Origin of the sequence: Streptomyces sp. NBC_01237 (genome assembly GCF_035917275.1) — a bacterium.
Lineage (GTDB): Bacteria > Actinomycetota > Actinomycetes > Streptomycetales > Streptomycetaceae > Streptomyces.
On the sequence record NZ_CP108509.1, the window covers coordinates 925,658 to 941,627 of the forward strand.

General features: G+C 70.6%; 14 protein-coding genes and 1 pseudogene. 6 read left to right on the top strand and 9 right to left on the bottom strand.

Annotated elements, in window-relative coordinates; genetic code table 11:
- Positions 1-370 precede the first annotated feature (370 nt).
- The 3 genes from OG251_RS40380 to OG251_RS40390 form a co-directional block, all read right to left on the bottom strand.
- Positions 371-2,023 carry an FAD-dependent oxidoreductase gene (locus OG251_RS40380; protein ID WP_326682243.1) on the bottom strand — a complete coding sequence of 551 codons (1,653 nt, stop codon included), beginning with the start codon at positions 2,021-2,023 and terminating at the stop codon, positions 371-373.
- Positions 2,024-2,055: 32 nt separating this feature from the next.
- Positions 2,056-2,970 (bottom strand): AurF N-oxygenase family protein, encoded by a 915-nt coding sequence (locus OG251_RS40385; protein ID WP_326682244.1) that lies wholly within the window; start codon positions 2,968-2,970, stop codon positions 2,056-2,058.
- A 461-nt stretch (positions 2,971-3,431) separates the two neighbouring features.
- Positions 3,432-3,587, bottom strand: a complete 156-nt coding sequence (locus OG251_RS40390; RefSeq protein WP_326682245.1) for a DUF6131 family protein — start codon at positions 3,585-3,587, stop codon at positions 3,432-3,434.
- Between the two features lie 269 nt (positions 3,588-3,856).
- On the opposite strand from OG251_RS40390, the gene OG251_RS40395 reads away from it, so the two are divergent.
- From OG251_RS40395 to OG251_RS40405, 3 genes are all read left to right on the top strand, one after another.
- A complete protein-coding gene (locus OG251_RS40395) occupies positions 3,857-4,312 on the top strand; it encodes an SRPBCC family protein (protein WP_326682246.1) in 456 nt (151 codons plus the stop codon).
- A gap of 308 nt (positions 4,313-4,620) precedes the next feature.
- Entirely contained in the window at positions 4,621-5,331 is a 711-nt protein-coding gene (locus tag OG251_RS40400; protein WP_326682247.1) for a FadR/GntR family transcriptional regulator, read from the top strand.
- Positions 5,328-6,569, top strand: coding sequence for a CynX/NimT family MFS transporter (locus tag OG251_RS40405; RefSeq protein ID WP_326682248.1), 1,242 nt, complete (start codon positions 5,328-5,330; stop codon positions 6,567-6,569). Before OG251_RS40400 ends, OG251_RS40405 begins: the two co-directional genes overlap by 4 nt.
- 283 nt (positions 6,570-6,852) lie before the next feature.
- On the opposite strand, the gene OG251_RS40410 is transcribed toward OG251_RS40405, so the two are convergent.
- Positions 6,853-7,704: an alpha/beta fold hydrolase gene (locus tag OG251_RS40410; protein WP_326682249.1), complete on the bottom strand. Its 852-nt coding sequence runs from the start codon at positions 7,702-7,704 to the stop codon at positions 6,853-6,855.
- A 123-nt stretch (positions 7,705-7,827) separates the two neighbouring features.
- On the opposite strand from OG251_RS40410, the gene OG251_RS40415 reads away from it, so the two are divergent.
- Complete coding sequence (locus OG251_RS40415; protein ID WP_326682776.1) at positions 7,828-8,217, top strand: winged helix-turn-helix transcriptional regulator; 390 nt, start codon at positions 7,828-7,830, stop codon at positions 8,215-8,217.
- Positions 8,218-8,295: 78 nt separating this feature from the next.
- On the opposite strand, the gene sigJ is transcribed toward OG251_RS40415, so the two are convergent.
- A complete protein-coding gene (gene sigJ / locus OG251_RS40420) occupies positions 8,296-9,216 on the bottom strand; it encodes an RNA polymerase sigma factor SigJ (RefSeq protein WP_326682250.1) in 921 nt (306 codons plus the stop codon).
- A 101-nt stretch (positions 9,217-9,317) separates the two neighbouring features.
- Here sigJ and OG251_RS40425 point away from each other — a divergent pair, with 101 nt between their 5' ends.
- Positions 9,318-9,680 carry a hypothetical protein gene (locus OG251_RS40425; protein WP_326682251.1) on the top strand — a complete coding sequence of 121 codons (363 nt, stop codon included), beginning with the start codon at positions 9,318-9,320 and terminating at the stop codon, positions 9,678-9,680.
- A gap of 254 nt (positions 9,681-9,934) precedes the next feature.
- Here OG251_RS40425 and OG251_RS40430 read toward each other — a convergent pair.
- Positions 9,935-10,102 (bottom strand): annotated as a pseudogene (locus OG251_RS40430) (HIT family protein); the annotation flags it as partial.
- Between the two features lie 248 nt (positions 10,103-10,350).
- On the opposite strand from OG251_RS40430, the gene OG251_RS40435 reads away from it, so the two are divergent.
- Positions 10,351-11,460 (top strand): Rieske 2Fe-2S domain-containing protein, encoded by a 1,110-nt coding sequence (locus tag OG251_RS40435; RefSeq protein ID WP_326682252.1) that lies wholly within the window; start codon positions 10,351-10,353, stop codon positions 11,458-11,460.
- A 337-nt stretch (positions 11,461-11,797) separates the two neighbouring features.
- Here the strand turns inward: OG251_RS40435 and OG251_RS40440 are convergent, their stop codons facing one another.
- The 3 genes from OG251_RS40440 to OG251_RS40450 form a co-directional block, all read right to left on the bottom strand.
- Positions 11,798-13,003, bottom strand: coding sequence for a cytochrome P450 (locus OG251_RS40440; protein ID WP_326682253.1), 1,206 nt, complete (start codon positions 13,001-13,003; stop codon positions 11,798-11,800).
- A gap of 203 nt (positions 13,004-13,206) precedes the next feature.
- The gene (locus OG251_RS40445) at positions 13,207-14,262 is read right to left on the bottom strand and encodes an MDR family NADP-dependent oxidoreductase (protein WP_326682254.1); all 1,056 of its coding nucleotides are present in this window, start codon (positions 14,260-14,262) and stop codon (positions 13,207-13,209) included.
- The gene (locus OG251_RS40450) at positions 14,259-15,923 is read right to left on the bottom strand and encodes a phytoene desaturase family protein (RefSeq protein ID WP_326682777.1); all 1,665 of its coding nucleotides are present in this window, start codon (positions 15,921-15,923) and stop codon (positions 14,259-14,261) included. The genes OG251_RS40445 and OG251_RS40450 overlap by 4 nt, the downstream gene beginning before the upstream one ends.
- Positions 15,924-15,970: the final 47 nt, after the last annotated feature.

Sequence of the window (15,970 nt, forward strand, 5' to 3'; positions counted from 1 at the left end):
CCGCGGCGCCCGGGGCCGACCGGCCCCGAGGACCCGGCTGCTTTGCGGCCTGCTCCGGAGGTGTGAAGGCCGCCCGTGTCCGTGCGGGCCGGGGAAGCCTCGGGTGCGAACCGGCGGTCAGTGGGTACAGGACCCGTGACCCGAGTCGGTGCGGGTACGCTCCCCCGCCCGCACACATCACCGAGGCCCCATGGTTCGCCCATGGGGCCTCGGCCGTGTCAGGTTCTCCCACGGGCTGCCGCACCGGCACCGCCCGCGCCGGGAACCATCCGCACCGGTGCGGTCCGCAGCGGGGCCGCCAGCGCCCGGACCGTCCGCACCTGCGGCCGCGGCGCCCGAGCGGGCGCCGCGGCCCCGCGGGATGTCCCGTTCAGCTCGGCGTTCTCCAGCGGCGGCCGCCCTTCGCCGCCGCCACCAGTGCGGGCACCGTGCCGAGCTTGACCCGCGGGCGGCCGTGCTCACGGCCGCGTGCCCGCTCGGCCCGGTCGATGGCGGCCAGCCCCCGGGCGTCCACGACGTCACGGCCACGGCTACGGGCGAGACGGTGGAATGCCTTGGGCGGGTGGACCGGGGAGGCCAGGGCACCCGCGATCGCGTCGGCCAGCAGCGTGCCGACGGTCTCGGCCGCGCAGGTGCGGTTGGCTCCGATGCCGCCCGAGGGGCCGCGTTTGATCCAGCCGACGACGTATGTCCCGGGCATGCCCGTCACCCGGCCGCCCTCGTGCGGTACGGTCCCGCCCGACTCGTCGAAGGGGAGGCCCGGAACCGGCATGCCGCGGTAGCCGACCGCGCGCAGCAGCAGGCCCGCGGGGATGTGCTGTTCGCCGGGACCTTCCGTCACCCGCACCCCTGTGACGCTGTCGTCACCGAGCACCTCCAGGGGAGCGGAGTGGAAGCGGAAGACGATGCGCCGGCCCGGAGCCGGCGGACGCGACCAGTCCTGCGTCCGGCGGGGCACGTCCCGCAGCAGGGCCGCCTTCTCGCCCGGCGCCGCGCTGTCGATCGCCGCCCCGGTCCGGGGATCGTGGTCGTCCACAACGAGTTCCACGCCGGGCAGGTGCCCGAGGGCGAGCAGCTCGGAGGCGGTGCAGGCGGCGTGCTCGGGGCCCCGTCGGCCCAGCAGGACCACCTCACGCACCGTCGAGTCCCGCAGCGCCGCGAGGGCGTGATCGGCGATATCGGTACCCGCCAGCGTGGCCGGATCCGTGACGAGGATGCGCGCGACATCGAGAGCGACGTTGCCGTTGCCCACGACGACGACCCGTTCCGCGGAGAGGCCCACGGCCTCGGGCGCGACCTCCGGGTGGGCGTTGTACCAGGACACGAACGAGGTGGCCGAGCGACTGCCGGGCAGGTCCTCGCCGGGGATGCCGAGCCGCCGGTCGGCCGAGGCACCGACCGCGTAGATCACCGCGTCGTGGTGCGCGGCGAGTTCCTCGGCGGTGATGTCCTTGCCGACCTCGACGCCCAGATGCATGCGTACACGGGGATGGGAGTGGAAACGTGCGAAGGTATCGCCGACCTTCTTCGTCGCGGGGTGGTCGGGCGCCACGCCGTAGCGGACGAGACCGCCCGCCACCGGCAGCCGGTCGACCAGCGTCACCTGGGCGTTGGTGTGCAGGAGGAGATCCTCGGCGGCGTACATGCCGGCCGGTCCGGTACCGACGACCGCCACCCGGATCGGCGCGAAATCGGACGGCAGGCTGCGCGCGAAGGAAGGCTCGCCCCAGGCATGGAAGTTCGGTCCGGCGGGAGCCGGTTCGGGTTCCTCGTCCGTGAAGTAGGCGGCGTTGATCGCGGCGTACCGCTTCTGCGCACCGAAGAGGCTGTCCACGGGGAAGATGGCGTCGACCGGACAGGCATCGGCGCAGGCACCGCAGTCGATGCACGTCGCCGGGTCGACGTAGAGCATCTCGGTACTGCCGAACGCCCGTTCCTCGGGGGTCGGATGAATGCAGTTGACGGGGCATACGGCGACGCAGGTGGCGTCGTTGCAGCAGGTCTGGGTGATGGCGTAGGTCATCTCGTCAGCTCAGGTCGTCGGCTCGGACCAGGTCAGATCAGCGCGGCGCGCTTGTAGAAGAACAGGGCCGGTTTCGTCAACAGCCGGGCCGAGGCCAGGAACTCCATCAGACCCGAACAGCTCGACCTCATCAGGGACTTGTGGTGCTCGTTGGCCCTGGCCTCGGCGCGGGCCCGCTTGCTGTCGAGGCCCGCGTTCGCGTAGACGTCCCGGTTCACCATGCTGGTGACGATGTAGTACGAGGCGATCGCCACGACGAGCGCGTTGATCCGCCGGCGCACCGCGCCCGCGTCGCGCAGCCGCTTGCGGGTCTCGTCACGGGCGAACTTCATGTGCCGCGACTCCTCCACCACATGGATGTTGTTGATGGTGCGCACGAAGGGCGCGACCCGCTCGTCCCTCATCCAGTCGCGCTGCATCACGTCGAGCACTTCCTCGGCGACGAGTATCGCCGCGTACGCGGCCTCGCCGAAGGCCAGGGTCTTGAACGCCCGCCCCAGCTCGACCACCGCCCGGTGCGGCCGGTACGCGGGGGCTCCCAGCTTCGCCGCACCCCTGGCGAACATGATCGAGTGCCGGCACTCGTCGGCGACCTCGGTGAGCGCCCACTGGAACCGGGGGTCGGTCGGATCCTTGGCGTACATGTCGCGCAGCACCATCTGCTGGAGAATCATCTCGAACCAGATGCCCGTACTGGCCACGGACGCCGCTTCCTGGCGGGTCAGCGCCTTGCGCTGCGCGTCGGTCAACTCCGCCCAGTAGGCGGTGCCGTAGAGCGTGCTCCACTCGGGGCTCGCGCCGTGGTCGTCCTTGTCGAGCGGGGTCTCCCAGTCCACTTCCGTGGCCGGGTCGTACGACAGCTTGGCAGCCGATTCGAGCAGCCGTCGGGCGACGTCCTGCTCGGCGAGGCGGCCCTGGTCCTCCGGCCGAACGGTGCTGCTTGCCATGGTGCGGCTCCTTGAATCGAGAGATCGACCCGACGCTGCCCGACCGGTGTCCCAACGCGTGCGCGTTTGATGGGATCGATGGCCGCCGAGCGCCGCCACGCTTGTTAGACACCGCGTCTAGCAAGCTTATTAGACGCAAGGTATAGCAAGAGTGCCGCACGGGCCTACCCCCGCGCCAGGAATCTGTACGAGCCCTCCACGACCCGACGTCACGGTCCGGGCGCCACCGGGCCCCGTGCCGGGCGGGCCGGCATGACCGGCGTAGGGCCCAGGCGAACACGCCTGCCCGTCAACGGAGTTGCCGAGACGGGCAGCCGGTTACCGCTGGTCGAGGTGGGGGCGAGAGGGTTCGGACCGCGTTCAGGACGGAGGCTGCGCGGCGGTTTCGCCGATTCGGCCACGGGCCACCCCCGGCCTTCACCACCCCGGGTGCACACGCTCTCCCGGCGTCACCACAGCGTTCACCAGTAGTGACGCCTGCCGCCCACAGCGTGACCAATACCACCGAGAATCCAGAGAATGGCGCCGATGACGGCCAAGACGATTCCGATGGTCCAGAGAATGCCGAATCCGGTCACCAGCCCGATCACAAGAAGGATGACACCGAGGACGATCATGACGTTCTCCCATCACAGCGCGAAACCGTCGGGACACTCACATTATGCGCCTCACCGTACGATTTCCCCCGCCCGGAACCTTTGGGCCGATGCCGCCCGGGCGGCATCGATCGATGGTCACCGCCCAGGGTTCGCAGCGAGCCCCGGGCAGTGATCCACATGAGTTGCGGGCCCGGGCCCTCTACGATGCGGTGAGGCACGGAATCCCCGAGGCCGGACGCCGACAGGGCTGGGTACCGTGCGGAAGGCAACCCACACGGGAGGCGTTCATGGCGATACGGCATCGTCTCGTCCACAGCCCGCCCCACCGGCTCTGGGCAGTACTGCGGGACCCGTCACGCTACGGCGACTGGGTCGTCGGCACCGATTCCTCACGTGCGGCGGACGGAATCTGGCCGGAGGTCGGATCCTCGATCGAGTACGCGGTGCGGCTGGGCCGGAGAGAGTTCCACGGACGGACCGTGGTCCGTCTGCTGGATCCCCCCAGGACCCTGGAACTGGAGGCGCACAGCGGGCCGTTGGGAACGGCTCGGATCGCCTTCGACATCCGGCCGTGGGGCGACGACACCCTCGTACTGGTGGATGAGCACCCCTTGCAAGGAGTCGGCGGCCAACTGCACAACGCCGCCGTGGACGCCCTGCTGCAGATACGGCACCGCGCGATGCTGCGCCGGCTCGCCGAGGTCGTCGAGTCGCGTGCCGACGACGACGCCGACGCCGCGTGACGACGACCCGCCACCCGGGACGAACCCATTGATGACAGCGGGTTCCTCAAGGCGCCCTCGCGGCCGATATCCGCGGGTGCGGCGGGATACGCCGTGAAGAACTCCCCACCCGCATAACCGGTCGACACGGACAGCCGTGTCCACGTCGGCCCGCGCTTCGTGGATCCGGCCCTCGCCACGGAGCTCCGGCCGGCGGCATGAGCCCCGCCGAACGGACGAGACGCGCTTCCGGCAAGGACAGGCGCCGTGTACGCGACCAACCACACCCTGTGATGTTCAAATGTCTGACGTTTGTGTACGGTGTCTCCATGAAACGCATCAGTGCACCGCGGCGGACGGCCAGCCTGTCCGCTCAGCTCGTGGACAGTCTCCGCTCGCACATCGAGTCGGGCGGGTGGCCGGTGGGGACGCGGATCCCGCCGGAACAGGCCCTCATCGAGGAGCTCGGGGTCGGCCGCAGCACCCTGCGGGAAGCGATCGGTGCGCTGGTGCACCTGGGCCTTTTGGAGCCCCGGGCCGGGGACGGCACCTATGTCCGCGCGTCCAGCGAGCTCCAGTCGGTCATGGTGCGGCGGGCGAGTTCCGCGGAGCGGGACAACGTGCTGGAGCTGCGGACCGTTCTGGAGGAGTACGCCTCGGGAGCCGCGGCCCTGCGCCGCAGCGAGAGCCAGTTGCAGCAGTTGCAGGAGCTGCTGGCCGACGCCGACGAGGCCTCCGCCGGTGAGGACACGGCCGCGATCACGGGCGTCGACGCGCTGTTCCACCGGGCCGTGGTCCGGGCGAGCGGGAACGACCTGCTGATCGAGGTGTACGACTACCTCGGTACGGCGCTCACCTCGTCCCTGGGGGGTCTGCCGTGGGACGCCGTCCACGCCGAGGAGCATGCCCGCCTGCACCGGCGGCTCGTGGACGCGATCGAGGCCCGGGACCAGGGCGGCGCCCGCTACGCGGCGGCCGCGATCGTCCGGCTCACCCGCGACCACGAGACCGGTACGCCACGAGCAGCGGAGGACCGGTGAGTTCGCAGCCGGCCTCGCCGGCCCGCCAGCACTCCGCCTCCGGACCACCCGCCGCCGAGTCCGCCCTGCCTGCCGTGTCGGTCGGGCTCGTCGTCGCCATCTGTCTCGTGGCGGCGAACCTGCGCACCACCCTGACCGGTGTCGGCGCACTGCTGCCGGAGATCGAGCACGGCAGCGGCCTGACATCGAGCTGGGGCGGGCTGCTGAGCACGCTCCCGCTGCTGACGTTCGCCGCGACGTCGCCCCTGGTCGCCCGCGCCTCCCACCGGTGGGGCAGCGCACGCCTGCTGGTGGCGGCGCTCGGTGTGCTGGCCGTCGGAACGGTGGTCCGCTCCCTTCCCTCCGTCGTCTGCCTGTTCGCCGGAACGGTGATCCTTTCCGCGGCCATCGCGTTCGGCAACGTGCTGCTGCCCGCTCTGATCAGGCGGAGCGTGCCCGCCCACCGGATCCAGGCCGTCAGCGCTCTCTACGTGACCGTCATGGGCCTCATGGCCGCGGTCTCCTCCGGGATCTCCGCACCGCTGGCCCACACCGTGCCGGGTTCCTGGCGCACCGCGCTGGCCTGGGGCCTCGCGTTCACCGTCGCGGCGTTCCTCGCCTGGCTGCCCCGGATACGGGGTGACAAGCCGCAGGAGTCCACCGGCGCGGCCCACAGCCCGGTACCGTGGCGGTCGCGGCTCGCCTGGCAGGTCACCTTCTTCATGGGCCTGCAGTCCCTGGCCTTCTACACCGCCGTCGCGTGGCTGCCCAGCATCCTGATCGACCGCGGCACGAGCAGCACCACGGCCGGATGGATGCTCTTCTACTACCAGGTGGTGTCCCTGGCGGCCAGCAGCCTGCTGCCGCTGCTCACCCGGGGCCGGCACGACCAGCGCTGGACCGCGGCCGGGGCCTCGGTCCTCGTGGCGGGTGGCTTCACCGTACTGGTCGCCGCCCCCGCGCTGTCCGTCCTGGCATGCACCCTGCTGGGACTCGGCGGCGGCGCGTGCCTCGTCCTCGCGCTGACCTTCCAGAGCCAGCGCGCCGGCAGCTCCGGCGAAGCCGCCGCGCTGGCGGGCATGGCACAGTCCATCGGCTACCTCGTGGCGGCGGCCGGGCCCCTCCTCCTGGGCATCCTGCACGACACCACTCGCAGCTGGACGCTTCCGCTCACCGTCCTGGCCGTCCTCGGCATCGCCACGGCGGTCGCCGGACACGGTGCGGGACAGGACCGCCGCATACATCAGCCCGCCCCCTGACACGACCGCCCCGCCCGCACAGCGACTCCGCCCGCATGAACACGTATGAACGGCTGAACACGTATGCACGGCCGCGAAGGAGATCACACGTGTCCCGCTCCCGACTCCTGACCGACGGGTTCGACGCACGTACGGACCGACGAAGCGCCCATCTGTACGCGACCGACGCCCAGTTCCGTGACACCGCACCCCTGGGCACCGTCACCGAGGCGATCCGGCGGCCCGGACTGCCGCTCGCCGTGGCGGCGTGGCGGAGTCCCCCGTCCGACGCCGTCTCTTTCGGTCACGCTGCGACCGCGTCCTCACCGGCCAGGAACGGATTCAACAGCGTGAGCAGGGCGCGGGGCCGGTGCAGAGGAATGATGTGGCCACAGTCGTCGATGACGTGTCCGGTGAGGTCGTCGGCGAGGGGGCGGAGTTGGCGTTCCAGCGCGGCGCCCACAGGGTGTGCGCCCAGCGTCATTGTCGGCACCGTCAGGCGGGCGGTGGTGACGGCCTGCGAGATCTGCAGTGCGCTTTCGGGCAGAGCCCGGTAGTAGGAGAACGCGCGGCTCAATGCGGGGCTGCCCGTGTACGCGTGGACGAAGGCGTCCCGGATGGCCGGGGGCACTCCGTCGCCGAGTGTGCCGGTGTGCAGGAACCAGTCGATGTACGCGGCCTCGTGGCCCTCCAGCACGGTCTCGGCGAGGCCGGGCTCGGCGGTATGGAAGCCGAACCACCACGGCGGCCCGCCGGCGAGGAAGTCCTCGGCGCCCGGCAGCCCGCCCAGCACGGACTCCATGAGGACCAGGCGCCGGACGAGACCGGGGTGGCGCAGGGCGAGGAGGAAGGCCGCCGGGGTACCCGCGTCGATACCCACTACGGCGGCCGAAGACACGCCGAGTTCGGTGAGAAGCGCTGCGGCATCCTCGGCCAGGGTGCCGGCGTCATACCCGGAGGCGGCCGGGCTGCTCGCGCCGAATCCGCGCAGGTCCGGGGCGATGACGCGGTGGCGGTCGGCCAGGTCGGCCATGATGTCCGTCCATAGCTCCCAGGTGTGCGGAAAGCCGTGCAGCAGCAAGACGGCGGGGCCGGATCCGGCGAGGGCGACATTGAGTTCGACACCATTGACAGCAACACGTCGCAGTTCGGGCACGGAGGGACTCCAGGGCTGGTGAGAGGTGGTGAGGGCTGGTGACAAGGTCACGCTAGGGAACTAGCCTGGTCCTTCCAAGACGGCACTTTCCCCTCAGGTGGTGAGCCCCGGGTGACCACGTCCATGCCCGGCGAACCCGGCCGGCGGCCGGGTGAGCGCGGTGATCTGCTGAACCCGGACTGCCCGACCCGCCGGTTGCTCGACCGTATCGGCACCAAGTGGACGTCGATGGTGGTCAAGGTGTTGGCCGAGGCGGATCCCAGCGAACTCCGGTTCGCGGAACTCCGGCGTCGCATTCCGGGCATCTCACAGAAGATGCTCTCTGTCACGCTGCAGAGTCTGGTCCGTGACGGCCTGGTCGCGCGCCGCGTGGAACCCACAGTGCCGCCCGCCGTCCACTACCGGCTCACCGAGCTCGGCCTGTCCCTCGAAGGGCCGCTCTCCGCCCTGCGGGTCTGGGCCGAGACACACATGCCGGAGATCGACCGCAGTAACCGGCTCGCCGGGGCCTGACTTCTCCGGCAGGAAGAACGACGGTCACAGCCACTCGCCGAGGGTGGCGACGAGGACGGCCGCCTCATCGTTCATCGCTCAGGATCCACTTTCGGTGCACGCGCCGGTCCCGCACCACGGCCCCAGCTTCTCCGGATTGCGGACCGCCCAGATCCGGGTGACGCGGCCGTCGGCGACCTCGAACGAGGCCACGGTCATGACGGCTCCGGCCCGCCGGGCCACCAAGCCCGGCACACCGTTGACCGACCGCTCCAGCAGTTCGAGCCCCGGAGCCTTGTCGGCGATGGCCACCATGTACCGGGCGATGCGCGCACCGCCTTCGACCGGGCGTAGGACGGTACCGACCATGCCACCGCCGTCGGCGGTCATCACGGCGGCCGGGTCGAGGAGGTCGACGAGGGCCGCGATGTCCTTGGTCTCCCATGCCTCTTTGACCTGCCGCACCGTGTCGGCCTGCCCGGCCGCCGTCGCCGGGGTTCGCTCGACACGTACCCGGCGCCGGGCGGAGGCCGCGAGCTGCTTGCAGGCCGCAGAGGTCCGGCCGAGGACATCGGCGATCTCGGCGAACGGGTACCGGAAGACGTCGTGCAGGACGAACGCCACCCGCTCGGCGGGTGTCATCGACTCCAGGACGACGAGGAAGGCCATGGTCACCGATTCGTCCAGGACCAACTGGTCGGCGGGATCGGTGCCATGGCCGTGCTCCCACTCGGCGTGATCGGGCAGCGGATCGGGCAGCCACGCCCCGACATAGCGTTCACGCCGGGCCCGCGCCGAGCCGAGCACGTCCAGACAGATACGGCCGGTCACCGTGGTCAGCCAGGCACCGGGGGAAACGATCTCGTCCTGCCGACTTCGCGGCAACGCGTACCAGCGCGCGTACGCCTCCTGCACGGCGTCCTCGGACTCGGCAAGTGAACCGAGCAACCGGTAGGCGACATTGATCAGTTGGCGCCGCTCACCGGCTATCCCATCGGCGCCCGCCGCAGCTGTCCCCATACTCCCGATCACCTCCTCGCCTTACCTTTCGCAGGCCCGCGTCGTCGGGCTGGTGAGACCTTATCGATCTACTGCCTCCGGGCAGAAAAGGGGACCGCGGCATGGCAACCCAGGCGACGGCACAGCGCCGCTTCTCGTTTCTGCAGATCGCGATCATCCTGCAGACCCTGACCATCTTCCTTCAAGCGGTCTCCGCCGGACTGCTGCTGACCTCGTCCTACGGAGAGACGCTGCACAGTGCCGGAGCCCGCGTGATGTACGGGGCGTCGATGCTCTACGTGCTCGCGGCGGCGCTGGCGTGGAAGCCGGGCGGCGGCTCGCCCCGGCCCATCTGGTACGCGTCCGGCTTCCTCGTCCTCGCCTCGGTCCAGGTCGCGGTCGGCATCGCGCACATCCCGTCGGTCCATCTCCCCCTGGGCGTCCTGATGTTCGGCCTGAGCGTGCTGGCGCTGGCGCGGCGCTGAGGTCGGACACGGACGCCTGCACGGATCGGCAGGAGCCTGTCCGGCTGATCCGGGCGACACCGGTGCGGTGCCGTCGCTCGGCGCCCGGGGTTCGATCACGCCCACCAATGTCCCGTCACCACGCCCGAGCGACGCACCGAGCATGCCCGGCCCGCGCGAGCGTGACATCTTCGGGCCGTCCGGCGCTGGAATGAGTGCGGCCCCCGGCAGTCGGCGGCCGGGGGCCGCGCCCCGGTACTCGGCGGGTGCGCGGGTCAGTGTTGCGCCGCGGTGAGTTCGGCGAGACCGGCGCGGACAGCGGCGGCGCCTGCGTCGAGTTCGTCCCGCTCCCTCACTCGCCAGTTCGCGTCGATCCGCAACCCATCCCCCGCGAAGCGGGGGAAGACGTGCAGATGCACGTGGAAGACCTCCTGAAAGGCGGCCCCCACCCCATCAGATCCCCGGCCCGCGGACCAGTCGTTTGCGACCGCGGGGCCGAGCACGAGGAGCGATGGTCACAGCCGTTCGTCCACTGCCGCAACGACGACGGTCGCCCCGTGCCGAACGGCGATCCCGTCGGGCCGTCAACACCATTCCCGCGCCTTCCCGTTCGGGTGATCTACGGCGCGTCGGGAGGATCTCGGTGCGGTGTGGGAAGCCTCCAGGCGTCCGAATCCTGGGAGGGGAATTCGTGGGAGTGTCACGCGAGTACGGCGCCATCAGCGAGGGGCCGACGCCGGCCGATGCGGCGGGGACGCTCGCACTGCCCTATCCGAGCGGTTGGTCCGCACTGGCCTTCTCCGACGAGTTGCGCCCCGGTGCTGTGCTCACACGGCCCCTGGCGGGCCAGGACGTGGTGCTGTACCGGCTCGGTACGGGGGCTGTCCGTGCCGTCCGTCCGTACTGCCCGCATCTCGGTGCGCATCTGGGTCTGGCGAAGGTCGACGGGGACGATCTCGTATGTCCCTTCCACTTCTTCGCTTTCGGCCCCGACGGCACCTGCGTGCGGACGGGGTACGACACGAAGCCTCCGAGGTCGCCGTTGGCGCAGCTGCCCGTGCACGAGGTCAACGGTGCCGTCTTCGTGTGGCGGCACCACGACGGCCGGGCGCCGGACTGGTTCATTCCCGAGTGGCACGAGATCGGCCACCGACCTGCCCGCAACGCTGCCTGGGAACTGGCGGGCAATGTCCAGGAAGTCATCGAGAACTCGGTGGACCTCGGGCATTTCGCCACCCTGCACGGCTGGGCCAAGGCCGAGATCGGCGGTCCTGTCAGTTACGACGACGCCTCGTTCCATGTGTCCATGCGGGCCCACGAGTCGGCGCCGCTCCTCGGCGACTTCGTCGTCGATGTGGAAGTGGACGGTTACGGACTCGGCTGCCTGCACGCCGACGTGCACACGCCCAGGCTCGGGCTGCGGATGTGCACGATGGTCATGCCGACGGCGATCGCCCCCAACCGGATGCAGTTCCGCCAGAAGAACCGCATCGCCTTCACCGAGACGGCCCGGCTGCCGGCCCCTCTCGCCCGTGTGGTGAGCCGAACCGCCGCCAGGCTGCTGGACCGCGCCGTCTTCCGGTCGAGTTGCGAGTTCACCGCGGCCGACTTTCCGATCTGGCACCACAAGCAGTACCAGCAGCCTCCCCGGCTCGCCCCGGGCGACGGGCCGATCGGTCCCTTCCGGCGCTGGGCCCGGCGGTTCTACCCGGTGCCGGCGGTAGCGGAGGAACTCGGTTCGGCGACAACGACGAACGAGGCAGCGGAGCTGACAGGACTGCCGCGCCCCGAGAGCTCGTAACACGGTCGCGCAGGCGCGGAACGGGCGGTTGGGGGCCAGGTTGAGCAGAGCGCCGCTGCCGGTGCCAAGGCCGTTCACCGGCTACGCCGGAGTCATCCCGGAATGAGGAGGCTCGGCCACCACCGTTCCGAAGCAGCCCTCCGGTGCCGCGGTCTGCCCCCGCACGGGTCAGTCGTTCCGAGGCGTGTGCGGTGGTGGAGCCGCCACAACGGGTGGCTCGCCATCGCCCGATGCGTCGGCCTCATCGCTCTCGGCCACCACCGGTCGACGGCGCGGTTCCCCCGCGCCCAGGCACGGGTGTGCGGGCCGCCTCCCGCCAGGGCGGCGGCCCGCACACCTACCAGGTCACCAGGAGCCGCATCGGGCTGCGGGAAGTGGAGCCCAGCCGCCAGGCGACCCTGTCCGGCGGCTCCGCGATCCTCAAGCCCGGGAATCCGGCGGCCAGGCGGTGCAGGGCCAGTTGCAGCTCCAGCCGGGCCAGCCAGGCGCCCAGGCAGTAGTGCGGTCCGGCGCCGAACGACAGGGTCGGGGCCTCCATCGGAGCGAACAGGTCATCGAGCGGCGTCTTCGAGAAGACCGCCGGGTCCCGGTTGGCCATGCCGCAGTCCGCGACGACCACCGCGCCCTCCGGAATGGTCACGCCGCCCACGTCGACGGCCGCGGAGGCGCGGCGTACGCTCCCCCGGTCGTCGCCCAGGGGGACCAGGTGGAGCAGCCGGTCGGCCACCGCCCCCGCCGCCGCCTCGTCGGTACCGAGCCGGGGCCAGCACTCGGGCCGTTCACCGAGCAGGTAGAGGAGGGAGTTGCCGAGCATGGTCATCGTGCTGTCGTGGCCTCCCACCACCAGTCCGCAGACCAGGCTGACCAGCTGGGCCTCGGGGATCTCGCCCTCCTCGTCGGCGGCCGCGACCAGGCTGCTGACCAGATCGTCCCCCGGCTTCAGGCGCCGCTCGGCCAGCAGTTCGGCACCGAACGCGGTGAACTCGGCCAGCGCGGTGGCCACTTCGGGCGCGGAGTGGGAACCGTCCGAGAAGGCGTGCTCGCTCCAGTGCCGCAGCCGGCCCCAGGCCGAGGCGTCGAGCCCCATCAGCCGGCTGATCACCGCCACCGGCAGCGGGAGGGCGAATTCGGCGACGATGTCCACCGGCCGCTGCCCGCGGTCCAGTTCGTCCAGGAGCTGTTCCACGATCGCGGCGATCCAGGGGCGCCAGCGGGCGACGGCCCTCGGTGTGAACGCGCGGCGCAGGGTGCGGCGCAGCCGCAGGTGGTCGAGGCCGTCCTGGTTGAAGATCAGGTCGGGGTTGTTCACGAGACCCGGCGCTTCCGACAGGGCCGGACCGTCCGCCGCGTACAGTTCGGCGCGGCCGAACCGGGTGTCGGTGAGGACCTGCCGCACATCGGGATATCGGCTCACCAGCCAGCCCGGGGACCCGTCGGGCAGCGTCATGGTCCGGGGTGGGCCGGGTTCGGCGAAGTCCAGCCGGTGGAGCGGGGGCAGCGGCTCGTCGGGGCCGGCCTTCGTGGTGCTGTCCGCGGCGGGCACGGTGCCTCCTGGTGTCGTCGTCGTCCGTTGCGGCAAGGGCTGTCCCAGCGGTCCCGGTGCATCGGCGCCCGGTGCCGGACGAGCTGCGTCGCAGGGCGGAGGGACGTCCGTGTACTGGATGTGTGCGGGTGCTCCGACAGCGCGGCGAGGTGCCGTGGTCGTCGTCGCGGGCCCGCCGGGGATCGTGGGACAGCCCTTACGGGTCACAGCTCGACCAGGACCTTTCCGAGGTTCGCCGCCCGGTCGTGATACAGACTCCCGTAGGCGGCCGGAATGTTGTCGAAGCCGCTGTGGAGGGTGTGGTCGAAGACGACCTCGCCCCGGCGGATCTGGCCGCCGAGTTCGGTGTGGAGTGTCCGCCAGTTCTCGTCGGTGAACCATTCCAGGGAGAAGATGCCGCGTACCGTCGTGCGCGGGAACATGATGTACGGCAGGAGCCGGGGGCCCACGGCGTCCCGGCCCACCTGGGTCGCCCACTGCCAGCAGACGGCGACCTGGCTGTTGATGTTCAACATGGAGAACACCGCGTCGGTCACGGCGCCGCCCAGGTTGTCGAAGTAGCGGTCGACACCGTCCGGGGCCGCCTGCGCGAGCGCGTCGCGGATGCTGTCGGGGCTGTCCCCGTGCCGGTACTCGACGACGGCGTCGAAGCCGAGGCCGGTGAGGTGCCCGGCCTTCTGGGGGCTCGATGTCGTACCGATCACGCGCGCTCCGGCCCGCCGGGCCAGCTGGCCCACCAGTGCGCCGACGGAGCCGGAGGCACCGCTGATCACGAGGGTGTCACCGGGGCGGATCGTCATGAACTTGGTCAGCGTGCCCCAGGCCGTCATACCGGGGCCGCCCATCGCGCTCAGCGCCGTCGGCAGCGGAAGGGCGTCGTCGTACCAGGCGGGGTCCAGGCGGCGGTAGGCGGGGAAGACCATCGGGAACGTGCCGGTCTGCCAGAGCGTGGCGGCGCCCGTGCCGATCACATGGGAGCGCCAGCCCCCGAACCCCTGCACCAGGTCGCCGGGCCGGTGCGCGGCCAGGGGTCCGGCCTCCAGCACCTCCATGATCGAGTCGGCCCCCATGTGCCCGCCGAGCGGAGTGTCCAGGGCGATGCCCTGGAGGTACGGGTCCACCGAGACGTACAGCGTCCTGAGCAGCATCTCGTCGGGGGCGAGGTCCACGTCGATGTCCTCGACGACCTTCTCGTAGACCCGGTCGGTGTCGGGAACACCCTTGACGTGCTCACGGACCACCCACTTCTTGATCTTCATTTCGCTTCCCTTCCCATGCCTGCGTGCTTCCCGACCGGAATGACGAGATGGGTCGGCGGCGGCCCTGTCCGGTCGATGGAGGCGGTGAACGTCCTGTCGTCGTCACGGCAGATGAACTGCACGACGTGCCGGCCGGCCGCCGCGGCGCGGATCAGCCCGCCGGTCGTGGCCCAGACACCGGACTGGTAGAAGTTGCTCAGCCCCGGCAGTCCGGGCCCGTGTTTCTTGACCAGTTCCTCCAGCGTCTCCCCGCTCTCCACGAACGGCTGCCAGCCGAGGACGGTCCCGTCGTGGTTGCCCGTGTAGCGGACCTGGGTGAGCGGGCTCGACACGTCGCGTACGGCGATCGCGGCCTCGATGCCGGGATAGCGCTCCTCCAGGAATCTCACGAGCGCCACGCGTGCCCGGCGTTTGGCGGCGTAGTAGCCGCGTCCGTGCCGCACGGGCAGCGTGTGGAGTTCCTGGCCGCCGCGGGCGCGGCTGATCTGCTCCGGCCCTTCGTCCAGTTCGCGCCAGGGGGCGATGTCGCTGAAGTACGTGGCGTAGATGACGGTCGTCTCCTCGGGGGAGAGTTCCGGGTAGTGGCTGCTGCGGAACTGGACGTTGATGCTCGGATGGCGGATGCCGGTCAGCTCGGCCGCCTGGGCGTCGTCCAGCAGATACGTCGTGCACGGGTCGGCTTCGGGGAAGGTGCGCTTGAGCCCGAGGAACAGGGTGAAGTAGCCCGGGAACACCATGCCCGGTTCGTGGATGGTCTCGGTGTAGAGGCGGCGGTAGGCGTCGTTGAGATAGCGCCCGCCCAGGAACTTCATCATGGTGGTGTGCCCGTCGCAGGCGGAGACCACGATGTCGGCCCGGATCTCGCGCCCGTCGCTGAGGCGGACCCCGACCGCCCTGTCCCGCTCGACGAGCACCTCCTCGACCTTGGCGTTGTACGTCACCTCGCCGCCGAGACGCCGGTAGCGTTGCTCGATCGACTCCGCCAGTCCGAGCGAGCCGCCCTCGGGCACGCCCGCGGACAGATTGGCGTGCGAGGCGAGCTGGAAATGGGTGGGCAGGACGGGGAACGCCGGGTGTTTCTCGTACAGGACGAAGTTGAACGCCTGGCGCAGCAGCGGGTCCTTGAATCTCGCCGAGTAGTCGGACATGAGCACGCTGATCGACTTGCGGATGGAGTTGAAGTACGGGATGAACGAGGCCAGCATGCGCCAGCGTTCGGTCCGTCCCATGAGTCCGACCGGCTTGAGGAAGGGGTAGACGGCCAGACACTTGCGAAACGCCCGGAGCTGTTTGCAGAACTCCTTGATCTGTTTCGCGTCGGCGGGTGACAGCTCGGTCAGATGGGCCTGCAGCCGGTCCGGGTCGGAGTAGAAGTACACCGCCCGGCCGTCCTGACCGCGCACGATGTTGAAGACGTCGAAGTGGCGTACCTCCTTGCCCTGCAACGCGCCGAGCTCCAGCCAGATCTGGTGCATCTCGTTGCCGGGGCCGCTGCCGAGCAGCCAGCTGACGCAGGCGTCCAGCGTGAAGTCCCCCCGTTCCCAGGCGGTGCAGCAGCCGCCGGGGATCTCGTGCATCTCCAGGATCTGGGTCCGGTAGCCGTTCAGCTGCGCGTAGCAGCCGGTGGAGAGCCCACCGAGCCCCGCGCCGATGATGATCATCGTCTCTCTGCCGCGCGGCGAACGCGCCATGGACTCGCTCTCCTCAG

Bases quoted from the DNA above. Each gene is read 5' to 3' on its own strand.
- OG251_RS40400 (WP_326682247.1), top strand. From the start codon at position 4,621: ATGAAACGCATCAGTGCACCGCGGCGGACGGCCAGCCTGTCCGCTCAG.
- OG251_RS40395 (WP_326682246.1), top strand. From the start codon at position 3,857: ATGGCGATACGGCATCGTCTCGTCCACAGCCCGCCCCACCGGCTCTGG.
- OG251_RS40390 (WP_326682245.1), bottom strand. From the start codon at position 3,587: ATGATCGTCCTCGGTGTCATCCTTCTTGTGATCGGGCTGGTGACCGGA.
- OG251_RS40450 (WP_326682777.1), bottom strand. From the start codon at position 15,923: ATGATCATCATCGGCGCGGGGCTCGGTGGGCTCTCCACCGGCTGCTAC.
- sigJ (WP_326682250.1), bottom strand. From the start codon at position 9,216: ATGGGGACAGCTGCGGCGGGCGCCGATGGGATAGCCGGTGAGCGGCGC.
- OG251_RS40380 (WP_326682243.1), bottom strand. From the start codon at position 2,023: ATGACCTACGCCATCACCCAGACCTGCTGCAACGACGCCACCTGCGTC.
- OG251_RS40385 (WP_326682244.1), bottom strand. From the start codon at position 2,970: ATGGCAAGCAGCACCGTTCGGCCGGAGGACCAGGGCCGCCTCGCCGAG.
- OG251_RS40415 (WP_326682776.1), top strand. From the start codon at position 7,828: ATGCCCGGCGAACCCGGCCGGCGGCCGGGTGAGCGCGGTGATCTGCTG.
- OG251_RS40425 (WP_326682251.1), top strand. From the start codon at position 9,318: ATGGCAACCCAGGCGACGGCACAGCGCCGCTTCTCGTTTCTGCAGATC.
- OG251_RS40445 (WP_326682254.1), bottom strand. From the start codon at position 14,262: ATGAAGATCAAGAAGTGGGTGGTCCGTGAGCACGTCAAGGGTGTTCCC.